We start from the raw sequence: 14,033 nt of genomic DNA on the forward strand, positions 1-14,033 counted from the left end.
AATATTTCGAATTCTAAACATTATATCCTACTCGACAAAAATCTACAATGTCAATTTCTCCTTAAACGATTAACGACTGTACTATTATGAATTTGTAATTATATTGTCATATTTTTTAAAAAGGTGCTAATTATCTTGTGATAAAATGAAGGAGCGTCTTAATATAATTTTTATTGTGAAAATTATCACATGGATTGGAGTTGAAGAGATGACGCGTATCTTTAATGGTAAAACAATTGAATTATTAGCACCTGCTGGAAACTTTGAAATTTTTTCAAATATTGTTCAAACGAGATGTGATGCTATTTATTTAGGTGGAAAAACGCTGAATATGCGGATGATTAGAAAAGGGTTTAACTTTACTAACACTGAAATTAAACAAGCGATTAAACAAGCACATGCAGTAGATAAAAAGGTTTATGTGACGGTAAACAATCTCCTACATGACCTTGAAATTGACGAGGCACTTGATTATTTATCTTTTTTAGCATCAACGGAAGTGGATGGTATTATCGTTCAAGATCTTGGCATTGTTGAACTTTGTAAAGAGCATCAGCTAAGTTTGCCGATTCATTCCTCCGTGATGATGAATGTCCATAACCTTGATTATGTCCATGCATTAAAGGAATCGGGTGTAACACGTGTGGTTTTATCAAGAGAAATGGACTTGAAAACCGCCAAATATATCCAAAGTCAATCAGGTCTTGAAACCGAATATTTTGTTCATGGGGATATGTGTACCGTGAATGGTTCAAACTGTTATTTCAGCTCAACTATTTGGGGAAATAGCTCAAATCGCGGACGATGTTTTAAGCCTTGCCGTTGGTCATATCGGGTCAAAAAAGACGGTCATCTGTATCCTACTGAATATCCATTAGCAGCAAAAGATATGTACATGTATGAACATATCCCTGAGCTTATTGAAGCAAATGTCACTTCTTTTAAAATTGAAGGGCGGATGCGTGAAACAGATTTTATTGTTGATCTTGTTAATACATATGCTGATGCCATTGATCGGTACATTTCAGATCCAATCGGATATGATCGTAAAGAGCAAGCAGAGCACCTTTTTAACAATAGAAAGCGAGACTTTACAACAGCTTATGCCTTTGGAAATCCAGGTCTCCAATTTATTAATACGCGTTATGAGGGGACAGGGAAATTTTATTCAACTGGAAAAATGTTTTCAACACCCACTGAGGAGCCTGAACTCCAAGTGCATTATATTAAAAAAATAGCTGAAACCATACCTAATAGCAATAATAAACAAAGCGAATTACCAAGGTTGGCGGTTAAAGTAAATAACATTGACCAAGCACAGCTTTGCATCACATTAGGTGTTGACCGCATTTATTTAGCGGCCGATGTCTTTTTTCCTGATCAGCCGTTTACAATTGAACAGATTAAAGAGCTTATTCAAATCAAACAGACATCAGAAGTTTTTTTCGCTTTTCCACAAATGGTCAATCAATCACAAGTTGAACAAATCGATCAATTTCTACATCTATATGGCCATTTATTTGATGGATTACTCGTTACCAATTTAGGTTCTATCTATAAATATGGCAGGGATTTTCATGTAATCGCTGATTATAACGTTAACATTTATAATCAAAAAGCAAGCCAATTTTATAAGTCACTTGGCACCAATGAACTGACCACTTCAATTGAAGCAAAAGCAGACCAGCTTGGACAATTTATTGCGCGAAGCCAGTTACCCATCGAACTGATTGCACATGGCCCACTGAAAGTCATGTATTTAGACCTTGATCTATACGACAACACGAAAGTGCTTGATCCAATCGAGGAGCAAGATAACCGTTATGTAGCAAATCATATTTTAACATTACAAACGGATAAAGGAGAAAATCCGGTTTATCGTGACCAGTTTGGTAAGAATCACTTATTGACAATGAAGACATTTTGTTTGCTACCTGCTTTCCGTCATTTACAGGCACCTCAAATCAAACGGTATAGAATTGAAGGTCAAACATACACGCTCGACCGTTTAGAAACACTTATTTCTACTTATCAGCAGGCGATTGCTCAACCAGAAATGGCAGGCGATTTGTTTGAACAGTTAAATACCGATACTGCTGGATACACTTTAGGTGCATTGACTTACCAATATCAAAATGGTAAACCGACCGTTCCATCCAAGTGCTAAGACATGATTAGTTAGAGGTGAAAATTGTTATTAAAACATAGTCGTCTTGAAAAACGCAAAATACGACTTTAATTTAAAATCCCCTATACGCAGAACAACACTGCATACAGGGGATTTTCAGTTCGTACTGGGGCTTTAATTACTCGCCCCGACAAAATGATTTATTCATATGGGATAAGGCAGGCATCGTATGTATTTTACCTGCGTTTTTATGTGGTACGTTCCGCTTTTTATGACTTCTTTTTGTCACATTGAATAGCTGTTCAAAATGTGATGCTTTTATTAATATTAATCATCATCTACTATAACCAAATCATCATCAAATTGATCATCTCCATTGTCAAAGTCGACTTGTGGATCAGGTGCAGCTGAAGCATTATTACTCACTTTTATTTCAACAGTATACGTCATTGACACAAATTCATTAAATTTACTCATCCCCACAACGGTACCTTTTACCTCAGGTGCATTGACATACTTAATCGTATACTTTATATCAGCACCTTTAGACTGATATTCGTCGTAAAACAGCCTTGGCAAGTCACCTTCAAGTTGACCACGAAAATCACCTAAATATGGACGTCCTTCTGAATAAGTAACCGTAATCTCTTTATTGTCGTTTTCTGTTAACTTTGTACCTGCTTCAACCGATTGCGAAATAAGGCTTCCATATGGCACATCTGCATGAAACCTTTGTTTCACTAACACAGCCAAATCCGGATAATTTGTTGTCGCTTCCTCTATAGTCATCTCTCCAAAGTTCGGGACCTCTGTCGCTTTTCCTAAAGAAACAACAACTTCCATTTTGTCTCTTTTGGCGATTTTTTCTTCTGGTTCCTCACTTTGACTAATAATCATCTCCGCTTCGACACTATTAGAATCTTTTTCTTTATAAGACATTTCAATTTCATTTGTTTCTGCCCATTGTTCCACTTCACTTTTCGGCTTTCCGGTAAAGTCAGGTATAGTGATGTTCTTTTCAAAGACTTCTTTCCCTTTTGAATAGTATACAGCCGCACCGTCTTTCCGTTGGTACTCTTCTTCATCAATGTCGCTTTCCCTGAAGGTTAGTTGCAAAAATTCACCTTCTTCAACATCATCGCTATATTCTTCCACAAGTTGAAGATTCTCCGCCTTGTTCTCTTCAATCCAATTCTGTGCTTCCATTTGATTCATTTCTGAAAAATCAGGCAGTGGAAGTACAGCCTCTGGATCGGGCCCAAGGCTACTCACCAACTGAATTTCTTTCCCTTTACGCAACTTTTCTCCTGCAACTACACTTTGTGAAGTAATCTGATTGACTTCATACTCCATGCTGTATTCTTCTGATAATTCAATGGTTATGTCATTTTCTTTTGCCCAAGCACGAGCATCTGAAACTGGATTGCCTACAAAATCATCTACTTCTGCATGAACAGCTTGATAATAAACAAAAGCCATCAAGGTAAAAATGAACAAAGATCCAAAAATAATTAAGCCGATCATACGTTTTCTTCTCTTTTGATAGCCCGGATCAATTTCAACTTCCTCAACTGCATCGTCTCGTCGACTAAGCCTTGAAGACGTTGATGCAGTAGCTGATTCACTTTCTTGGGCAGATGCTGTTTCTACTGTTTTTTGTTTTTGTGGTTCTTCCGGTTTATCATCTTTTTTTTCCTCTTGCTCATCTATTAAATCATCGTAGTTTTTTTTGTTGAATTTTGATAAAAAATCACTCATCAGTCGTCAATACACCTTTCTTGAGACTGAAGGTTTGATCAGATTGTAAAGCAATTTCATTGGAGTGGGTGACCACGATGACACACTTTTGATGTTCATGAGCTAACTTTTTAAAGATATCAATAATTTCTTGTTCCATTTCTTCATCAAGATTTCCTGTCGGTTCGTCAGCAAGAATTAATTCTACATTTGTTGCTAATGCCCGGGCAATGGCAACACGTTGTTGTTCTCCACCAGACAATTTGTTAACAAAGCGGTCCGCTTTACTTTTTACAATACCGATGTAATCTAATAAATTATATGCCACTGTCTTCTTATCTTCTGGCAACTCGTTTTCAGTAATAGACATAGGGACCAACACATTTTCGACTGCCGTTAACGTCGGTATCAAATTATAACTTTGGAATATGATCCCCACATTATTGCGACGGTACTTTTCATAACCTATTTGCTTAATATCTTGTTCATTAAACAAAACCGTTCCACTGTGTGGCGAATCTAAAGCACTAAGTAACGCCAAAAATGATGTTTTTCCAGAGCCAGACTGTCCTAAAATCGTATAAAACTTCCCTTTCTCAAACGAAGCAGATGTATTTTTTAAGATATAACGACGATTTTCTCCATCTTGATAATAGTAATTTAAATCTTTCGCTTCTAAAATCATATTCTCACCTCTCTATTACATCATTATTTTTTTGGGATTTAATCGTACAATATAAGTTAATGGTATGACAGTTGATACAAGAATGGTTAAGAGACCAACCACATAGAACATAATGATATAATTTGCATCAAGTTTAACTTGATAAGACTCCAGTACATCGTCTGTGGTTAAATCTGTTTCGAATTCATTAAAATATATTGTATCTTCTTCAAATTGATCGTGATCAGCCTCGAGCATTGTCTCAGATACGCCTTGAGCCAAAAAGTTACCACTGAACAAGGATAAGCTAATACCGATCAGCCCAATAATCATGACTTCAATTAAAATTTGCCCCACAACACGACTCCGACGTTCCCCTAACGATAAATAAATACCTAATTCCCGTTTACGATCACGCAAAAACAGCAAGACAACTAAACCAGTGATCAGTACCGTTGCAATTACAGCGACAAGGAGAACATAACCGGATATCTTAGACATCGATTCAATTGGTGCTGCAATACTTTCATATTGATCGCTAGCATTCACCACCAAATATAACTCTGGCAACAATGGCATGACTTCTTCCTTAAATGCTTCAGTATCTTCTTGGTTGTTTAAGAAAAAGATCGGGGTGTAATACTCTAAATCATCATCATCCACCAGCATGTCAGCATAATCTTCATCAAATTTTACATATTCTTCCCAATAATACCTTTGTTCACTTGAAACCACTTCATTAGGTACATACACGGTATTTTGATAGTCGATGTCCATAAAGTCCATCATACCACCATCTGACGATTCCCCTTTATCTTCTTTAGCTGATTGAGGTTCAAATAAACCAATTATTTCTAAGACAACATCACGAGAAGCAATTAACTCCTCTTCTCCAGTTTCTGAGTAATCATAAACCGCATTATCTAACGTCAAGGTGTCTCCGACATTGAGATTATTTTTTTCTGCTAACTTATTTGAAATAATCGCAACTGCAGAACCATTTTCTACTTCATCTGTTGTAAAAACACGGCCGTCAACAAGTTTTCCTTTTTGCTCTTCAAAATCAATAACAGGTGCATAGTTAATCCCCTTGAGCGTAAACTCCATACTAGGGCCATCCCAAATAATGTTCTCTTCTTCCATCTCCTCTCCTTGGTAACTTTCGATACTTTCTGAGCCCAAAGCGGTAGACATGCTATAGTCATAATATTTTACATATGAAAGCCCACCAATTTGTTTAATCAGATCAATATCTATATTCGAAATCTCTAACTCCATCATTTCTGATTCATTCATCGCTTCTATTGCTTCATAATCAAGCTCAAGCATTGCTGCCGTTCCCAATCTTTCTTTAATGGTTGATTCAACATTATCGGTTGCTTGTTGAATCGAAATCGCCCCTGATATAAGGTTTCCTAAGATGAAAATAACGGCCAATAAAATCAGTGACTTTCCTTTTTTTCTTGTAATACCTAATAGTCCACGTTTAATGAAATTCATTTCAAACCCCCTCAAATTATAAAAGATTATTGATAAAATAATGTTTCGATACTGCTAAACTCCCTTCTTACCAATTTGGTATGTTACTTAATTTTTTCCTTAAACTACATATATTATATAATTATAAATCTAGTAACATCAACTTTTTACCATAAAAATATTAATTTATCCCATGTTAAGATATGTAATAAAATAAACCAAACCTTCAATCAGTGGGCGTTTTCATTCTTCGCCAGGATTGAAGGTGCGTTGAGTGCATCCGAACATGAGCGTCCGTCATCCCCCACCTCAATCGATTGACCTCTGTTCTCTATTTTGAGGGGGTTTTTACGGACGATTAGCTGTGAAAAATTTAAACTACTAACATTACTATGAAAATATAAAACAATTAGAATAATAAGAAATACCCGCTGTTAAATGTCATTGGAATGGAATTTTCATCCTTCTATACTTAGACGTTTTCTAGCTTGAGAAAGTTTTACATTACGAAAAATTTTTCTCATCACTTCTAATCAAAAGCCTCTTTCTTTTACCGCGTTGTTTTCGTCGATATGGCAAGAAAATGAAAGTGTTAAGTAAAAACTGTATATGACGCAACTATTTATATTAGAAGGAAAACTTAACATTTATAAAGAAAATCAATTGAAAAAAAGGGTAATTTTGATAAAATTAAACTATACAAAATTGGAAATTGCACATAACCAATTAGCATTTATAGACAACCAATTTGAGAAGTAATGTTATAGTCATTCCCTCTTGCCTACTTTAAAAGGAGCATTCAAACGTTGGAAAATGCGATAGTATATAGTCAAATATGTTACCGTATTAAGCACCTTCTTCAACATCTGGCATGCTTGCAGTTATTCTTAGGGGAAAAAGGACTTGATTAAATATAATAAAGAAGGAGACATTCAAGTGAAATCAATTGATGCAACAGAAATTATAAAAAAGAGGAAAAACTATTTAATGCCTGCGACCGCACATTTTTATCAAGACCCTCCACACATTGTGAGGGGGAGTATGCAATACGTATTTGACCAACATGATAAGCGTTATGTTGACTTTTATGCAGGGGTGTCAGTGATGAATTGTGGGCACAGTAATCCTGAACTGATCGCTAAAACAACCAAACAACTTGAGGATTTACAACATACATCAACAATTTACTTAACCCAACCGATTGTTGATCTAGCTGAAAAATTAGCAGACGTATTGCCCGGCAATTTAAACCGTACCTTTTTTTGTGTAACCGGTTCGGAAGCAAATGAAGGGGCAATGGCACTCGCGCGATTGCACACCCAAAAACGGGGTTTTATTGCACTAAAAGGTGGATTACACGGGCGTACACACTTAACGATGAGTGTAACAGGTATTCCAATGTGGCGGTTAGACGATCAGTTAGTTGAGGATGATATTTATTTTATTGATCGCCCTCACCACCCCGAAACGGAAGCCAAAGAGGCTATGGAAACGTCTTTACAACAACTAAAGGTTATTTTAGAAGCACGTGGTGAACATATTGCTGCGCTTATTCTCGAACCGATCCAAGGCAATGGTGGCATCATTATGTATCCTAAAGACTACTTAATACAAGTTAAGCAACTCCTAAGCAAGCATAATATCTTACTCATTGTCGATGAAGTCCAAACCGGTTATGGAAGAACAGGGAAAATGTTTGCCGTTGAACATTATCAAGTCATCCCTGATATTCTTGTTTCAGCTAAAGCGTTAGGGAATGGTATTCCTATCTCTACTTTTTCTACAAACGACACGATTGCAGCGTCATTTAATAAACCTTCCGCTTCAACATTCGGTGCTAATCCCGTTGCTGCTACAACAGCTCTACATGTATTAGATTATTTAAATAGCCATCAATTGGTGAAGCGTGCAGAAACATTGGGGGATTATTTGAAAGAAAAATTAGTAAGTTTACATAGTAAACTCATTAAAGAAATACGTGGCATCGGTTTAATGATCGGTGTAGAAATCCAATCCCCTTCATCTAAGCTAACAGGAGCTGAGCTTACTGATCAAATTATTGAAGATATGAAAAACAAAGGATTTTTAATTGGTAAAAATGGTTTGGAGCGAAATGTTCTTGCCTTTCAACCACCACTTGTCATTGAGAAACAAGATATCGATCAAATGCTAGAGGCGCTAACAAACACATTAGCTAAATCGGAAACACTTTATTGTGACTAAACTTGGCGGCCCCTGGAAAGGCAAACGCGCTTTCCGGGGGTCGTTGTAATTAGGTGAAATATTCAATGGTTGCTTTTGGGAATAACTTAGGAATCTGAGTCATAAAAAGCTCTTTCATTTCTTCTTGCTCTTCATCGGTATAGACATATTTCCAAATCCCATAGCGCCCCCATTTCGTCTTTCGCTTGGATTCATCTAACTCTAGCTTTGTCATCGGGTAATTCTTTTGAATCACTCGCTTAGCTGGAGCAGTAAAACGATGCTGAATCAATTCAAATGTTAAATCAGCTTTAGCCTTGCTAGGCAAGGTATCAGCTAAGTTTTCAAGCATCGTTTGATAACCTTCTCGCCATCCTTCATGAAGATAGATCGGTGCGATTATAAAACCTAATGGATAGTCAGCTTCTGCCACCTTTTTTGCCGCTTCAATTCGCTCATTTAATCGAGATGTGCCGGGTTCAAAATATTTAATTACAAAGTCAGCATTAATACTAAAACGAAAGCGCGTTCTCCCCTGATGATTAGCATCCAATAAGTGATCGACATGGGCAAATTTAGTTACAAACCTTAATAGTCCATATTGACTTTGTCCAAAGTATTCAATCGCTTCTTTTAATGTGTGTGTTAAATGATCAATACCAACAATATCTGACGTACATGACGCCTCGAACCGGGTCACTTCTGGGTGACGCTCCTCCATATAGTGCTCTGCCGCTTCAAAAATGTCTTCCGTATTCACATAAGTTCGAATATATGGCTTTGAACCCATCGTTGTTTGTAAGTAACAATAATGACAGTGTCCCATACACCCTGTCGCAAATGGAATCGCGTACTCTGCTGATGGTTTGGAAGTGTCAAATTTCAATGTTTTACGTAACCCAACAACGAGCGTGGACTTCGCATGACGATACTTTTGGAAATCATTATCTCCGGGTAAGTTACGCACTTGATTATGTGACGTTGTTTCCCTTATCTCTATATCCATTTTAGAGAACTTATCGTATAGTGCTTTTCCCAACGGATACTCAAGAGCTTTAGGCTCAAAATAAGCGAGTTGAGGAACAAATGCTTTAACCATGATATCCCTCATTCTCTACGTGACCAAATGCATCGCGATAGGCGATTTCGGCTTCAAAGTAATCTTTGAACACCGCCAGATCATCTCGCAGAGGAAAATACTCTTCATTTAAGAAAATCGCTAATTCATTGGGCGCATCGGGTTTTGAGACGACTTGCGCCTCTTGAACATTAACAGCACCTTGAACATGAGGGTTTCGTAACATAACATAGACGTGATCACCTATTTTATAGTCCTGATCTAGCATGATTAGCACCATCCCTTTTTTTAAGGGTAGTTTTCCTTAACCAAGCTAAATTATCAGTGTTATTTAATGACAACACATTTCTATAGCTACACCCACCACATGTTAGCTGGTTGCTCTGAAATATTTACCGCCTTCAAATTTTGGATGGCTTTCTTAAAGCCTTCATCAATTGACATGATCGGATCTTCATGCTCAATGCTAACCACATCATCATAACCGTAGGTTCGAAGCGCACTCATGATATCACTCCAGACTTGGAGACTATGCCCATAACCAACCGAGCGAAAACTCCAAGCTCGCGTTTTTACGTTACCATATGGTTGCATATCTGTTAAACCATACATGTTTACATTATCTTGATCTATAGCCGTATCTTTGGCATGAAAATGATGGATCGCACCTGCCTCCCCTAAAATTTTGATTGCTGCCACCGGATCAATCCCTTGCCACCACAAATGGCTTGGATCCAAATTGGCACCAATCGCCAATCCTGTTGCTTCGCGCAATTTCAACATCGTGTGTGGCGTATGAACAAGGAAACCAGCATGTAATTCTAAGCCTATTTTCACATTATGTTTTTCGGCAAATGTGGCTATCTTTTTCCAATAGGGAATTAATTTTTCTTGCCATTGCCACTTTAATAGCTCACTATATTCATTTGGCCAAGGTGTAACTGGCCAATTCGGGTATGTGGCTTGCTCACTATCTCCAGCGGTTCCAGAAAACGCGTTAACAACCGGCACCCCCATTAATCCTGCTAATTCAATGGTTTTCACTAACTCCTCATCTGATTTTTGTGCAAATGTCGTATCCGGTGAAATGGGATTACCATGACAGCTAAAGGCACTAATCGTTAAGTCGCGCTCTTTAACTTTTGCTAAGTATCGCTCCCGTTCCGCTTCACTTTTGAGTAGTAAATCTAATTTAGCATGGGCGTCACCGGGATAGCCACCTGTCCCAATTTCAACAGCTTCAATCCCTGCTGCTTTTACATAGTCGAGCATCTCTTCAAATGGTTGATCCGCAAAAAGCACGGTAAACACACCTAATTTCATCTGTGATTCCTCCTATTTAATCGTTATTAATCGACCGGTTTCACTTGATTCTAGTGCTGCTAAAATAACATTTAATGAGCGTAGGCCTTCCTCACCGGTAATCATCGGCTCACGATTATTTTTTATAGCTTCAACAAAATGATCAATCACCTGGGAAGTGGTTTGACCACCTGCGTCGTTAGACTGGATTTTTCCTAATTGATATTTTACTGTGCGTCCATCTGTATAGTTAATGATCATACTATATTTAGGATCGTCTTCAATACGCAATGTCGCTTTTTCACCATAGATAGTGGTTGAGTTATCTTCACTTGTGTTGTATGCCCAACTTGCTGTCAGTGTCCCAATGACACCTGATTGACTCTTTAATAAACAGACAGCATTATCGTCAACTGTTGCCCCTGCTTTAGCGTTTGTTTCCACCAATGCAGATACTTCTGTAATTTCTTCACCTAAAATATAACGCATCAGATCAGCTTTATGGACACCTAAATCACCCATTGCCCCAATAAAAGCTTGCTCCTTGTCAAAAAACCAACTATCCTTGCCATCAACACTCCAACCTTCTGGTCCACCATGGCCAAAGGCGGTTTTAAAGCTATAAATCTTCCCTAATTCGCCAGCTTCTATTAATGCCTTCGCTTGTTGATGTGAGGCTACAAATCGTTGGTTATGTGCGATCATTAGCTTTTTATTGTTTTTTTCAGCTACTTCAATCATAGCTTGTGCTTCCTGATAAGAGGTTGCCATCGGTTTTTCACAAAGTACATGACAACCAGCTTGAAGGGCAGCTATTGATACAGGAGCATGTAAATAATTAGGTAAACAAACACTAACAAGGTCGATATCCGATTGAGCTAATAATACTTCATAATCAGTAAAGGCTTGTGCTTGATATTGTTGTGCCGCTTCCTTCGCACGTGCCTTCACCTTATCACACACAGCGACAATGTTAACATCTGGATTTAAATGATACTCAATAAAATGACGATGCTTAGCAATACTTCCACAACCAATAACTGCTACACGTAGTTTTTCCATTAAAACGCTCCTCTCATTATTACCTTTGCGTAAATCTCTACAACGTTTGACCTTTTCTTTCATAACGATACTCATTGTTACATGGCATTAAAATGTAATACGCCTTTTTTCTTTTCCAGATTGATAAATACCATTAATCATTCTTTGTGTGACAAGTGCTTCTTCTCCCGAAATATCTAACTTGGCATTTCCTTGCAGGGCATCGTAGAAGTTATTAATTTGCTTCACATGACTCACCCCCCAATACCCTTTCACACCAGAATCATAAGTGAATGATTCAAGCGGATTATGGTCAGCAATAAATGTCCGCCCATCATTCAATGTTACTGTCGCCTTATCTGCGATCAGCTTAGCTAATCCGTTTTCACATGCTAGCTCAATTTCAACAGGTGCATCATAGCTGTAATAGTTAATCGCATGAAAAGCAGTAACTACCCCATTTTGATAAGCAATAACGCCTTCAGCAGCGTCTTCTACTTCAATTGATTCATGGGCTCGATTACTGATCGATGCATCAATATATTTCAAGTCACTGTCAATAAACCAACGCATCAAATCCATCGTGTGGATCGCTTGATCAATAATGACTCCCCCACCTTCTTTATCCCATGTCCCTTTCCAGTCACTTTGTTGATAATAAGCATCTGAACGATCCCATGTAACCGAGAGCTTGCCTGCCTGAATCCGCCCTAATTCTCCACTTTTAAGCATTGTTTTAATTAATTGAGAGCCTGGATTATAGCGATTCTGAAAAATGACACCTAAGGTAACCGCTTCTTGCTTTGCCGTGTTTACCATTGCCTCTGCGTCTTGGTAACGAATGGCCATGGGCTTTTCTGTTAAAATATTTACTCCGCGTCGGGCTGCCTCTATGGCCACCTCCGCATGTAAATGGTGTGGTAAACAAATATGAATCACATCAAGCTGTTCCTTTTCAAACATTGCATCAATAGAAACATAAGCATTGCAATGATATTGAGTTGCTTTTGCTTCAGCACGATCCTTTTTTATATCGCAGACAGCAACAAGCTCAGCATCGTCCCTTTCAACAATTGAGGCCGCATGCATTGGAAAAATATTACCACAGCCTATAATTCCTACTTTAAACTTTCTCATGTCAATTCACTCCTTCATTAAGCGCTTCCAACTATTCAATTTACTTAATCAAATGAGATTACACCATTATATTAACGGCATATTGATTATTTTGATATAGATGATATGATAAAAACATATCCTATTTTGCTAAAAGAGGTAATTAGATGAAGATTGGACATTGTGGTTATTCTTTTCACACACACGGTTATGATGAGACGAGAAAGGAAGGATTTGATTCCTTTTTAATTCGCCTACAAACAGAAGGACACGCTGAAGTAACGATTGATACCGAGACCTACCCTATTGACCAAGGCGATATCATCATTGTACCTGCCCATCATCTCTATCGTTTAACCATTCAATCAGGCATACCAAGTGGCGATTTTCATTTATTCGGGAAGGGTGATTGGCTTAATCACTGGTGGAAGCATTTAACTCAACCTTTTCATGTGAAAATTAGTAATATCGATCAAATGACCACACTGTGGCGCTTTCTTTCTATTGAATTAAGGCGGCCTTCAGCTGAACAGAACCAAGAATTAATCGAGCATTTCTTTAAAAGTATTTGCCTAATGATCCAGCAAGAAATGGTTGCACAAACCGCTTTAAATCGACCTTTCGTTGTCACACGAATGATGCGCTATATCGAAGAACATGCGCTAGGTCATTTCACGATTCAAGATGTTGCCGATGATGTTGAATTAAGTGTTTCCCGTGCTGTCCACTTATTTAAAGAACATACGAATCAAACCATGATTGGCTATGCTCAAAAAATCCGTTTAGCTGCAGCAATTAATCAAATGAACTATACCAATATGACGTTGGAGCATATTGCGGAGAATTGTGGTTTTGGTAATTACCCTTACTTTCATCGGGTCTTTAAAAAGGCTTATGGTGAAGCGCCAGGAAGATATAGGAGAACGAAATAAAACGAAACTTCAATCAGGGGGCGGAGGGCTACAGGATGTAGGTCATGCAGACGTGGGCCTACAGGATGTAGGTCATGCAGACGTTGCCACAGGACGTGGCGGTCTTAGTCTGTAATCCTTTTCAAGGACGTGGCGGTCGATCTTTCCCACCCACTGTGGAACACAAGCTAACGTCTTCGCGTCCTGCGAAAACGCTTGTGTGACCAACATCCTGTTGACCCGAGTGAATCAGGACATTAGCGACCGTGATCATCCACCTCAGTCGATTTGCTCTACTCGCTATTTTGAGGTGGGTGTTTTACGGACCGTATCTGTGATAAAGAAGGAGAGCAAAATAACAATTGCTCTCCCTCA

The 14,033-nt window shown here is 38.1% G+C and carries 11 protein-coding genes; 3 read left to right on the forward strand and 8 right to left on the reverse strand.

Annotated features, from left to right (window positions below):
- Window positions 1-208 precede the first annotated feature (208 nt).
- Window positions 209-2,167 carry a U32 family peptidase gene (locus JOE23_RS12655; RefSeq protein ID WP_204438882.1) on the forward strand — a complete coding sequence of 653 codons (1,959 nt, stop codon included), beginning with the start codon at window positions 209-211 and terminating at the stop codon, window positions 2,165-2,167.
- Window positions 2,168-2,455: 288 nt separating this feature from the next.
- Here the strand turns inward: JOE23_RS12655 and JOE23_RS12660 are convergent, their stop codons facing one another.
- From JOE23_RS12660 to JOE23_RS12670, 3 genes are read right to left on the reverse strand one after another with little or no spacing between them, the layout of a single operon-like run.
- Window positions 2,456-3,886: a PASTA domain-containing protein gene (locus JOE23_RS12660; protein ID WP_204438883.1), complete on the reverse strand. Its 1,431-nt coding sequence runs from the start codon at window positions 3,884-3,886 to the stop codon at window positions 2,456-2,458.
- The gene (locus JOE23_RS12665) at window positions 3,879-4,550 is read right to left on the reverse strand and encodes an ABC transporter ATP-binding protein (protein WP_204438884.1); all 672 of its coding nucleotides are present in this window, start codon (window positions 4,548-4,550) and stop codon (window positions 3,879-3,881) included. Before JOE23_RS12665 ends, JOE23_RS12660 begins: the two co-directional genes overlap by 8 nt.
- A 15-nt stretch (window positions 4,551-4,565) precedes the next feature.
- The gene (locus JOE23_RS12670; protein WP_204438885.1) at window positions 4,566-6,029 is read right to left on the reverse strand and encodes an ABC transporter permease; all 1,464 of its coding nucleotides are present in this window, start codon (window positions 6,027-6,029) and stop codon (window positions 4,566-4,568) included.
- A gap of 966 nt (window positions 6,030-6,995) precedes the next feature.
- Between JOE23_RS12670 and JOE23_RS12675 the strand changes: the two genes are divergently transcribed.
- Window positions 6,996-8,231: an aspartate aminotransferase family protein gene (locus JOE23_RS12675; RefSeq protein WP_204439015.1), complete on the forward strand. Its 1,236-nt coding sequence runs from the start codon at window positions 6,996-6,998 to the stop codon at window positions 8,229-8,231.
- A 49-nt stretch (window positions 8,232-8,280) separates the two neighbouring features.
- On the opposite strand, the gene splB is transcribed toward JOE23_RS12675, so the two are convergent.
- From splB to JOE23_RS12700, 5 genes are all read right to left on the reverse strand, one after another.
- On the reverse strand, window positions 8,281-9,309 hold the full coding sequence (splB, locus tag JOE23_RS12680) for a spore photoproduct lyase (RefSeq protein WP_204438887.1): 1,029 nt from the start codon (window positions 9,307-9,309) through the stop codon (window positions 8,281-8,283).
- Window positions 9,302-9,556, reverse strand: a complete 255-nt coding sequence (locus JOE23_RS12685) for a transcriptional regulator SplA domain-containing protein (RefSeq protein ID WP_204438889.1) — start codon at window positions 9,554-9,556, stop codon at window positions 9,302-9,304. Before JOE23_RS12685 ends, splB begins: the two co-directional genes overlap by 8 nt.
- An 86-nt stretch (window positions 9,557-9,642) precedes the next feature.
- Entirely contained in the window at window positions 9,643-10,611 is a 969-nt protein-coding gene (locus JOE23_RS12690; RefSeq protein WP_204438891.1) for a sugar phosphate isomerase/epimerase family protein, read from the reverse strand.
- 12 nt (window positions 10,612-10,623) lie between these two features.
- The gene (locus JOE23_RS12695) at window positions 10,624-11,652 is read right to left on the reverse strand and encodes a Gfo/Idh/MocA family protein (RefSeq protein WP_204438893.1); all 1,029 of its coding nucleotides are present in this window, start codon (window positions 11,650-11,652) and stop codon (window positions 10,624-10,626) included.
- Window positions 11,653-11,739: 87 nt separating this feature from the next.
- Window positions 11,740-12,768 (reverse strand): Gfo/Idh/MocA family protein, encoded by a 1,029-nt coding sequence (locus tag JOE23_RS12700; RefSeq protein WP_204438895.1) that lies wholly within the window; start codon window positions 12,766-12,768, stop codon window positions 11,740-11,742.
- Between the two features lie 146 nt (window positions 12,769-12,914).
- On the opposite strand from JOE23_RS12700, the gene JOE23_RS12705 reads away from it, so the two are divergent.
- The gene (locus tag JOE23_RS12705; protein ID WP_204438897.1) at window positions 12,915-13,679 is read left to right on the forward strand and encodes a helix-turn-helix domain-containing protein; all 765 of its coding nucleotides are present in this window, start codon (window positions 12,915-12,917) and stop codon (window positions 13,677-13,679) included.
- The last annotated feature ends 354 nt before the right edge of the window (window positions 13,680-14,033 follow it).

Origin of the sequence: Amphibacillus cookii (assembly GCF_016908375.1) — a bacterium.
GTDB lineage: Bacteria > Bacillota > Bacilli > Bacillales > Amphibacillaceae > Amphibacillus_C > Amphibacillus_C cookii.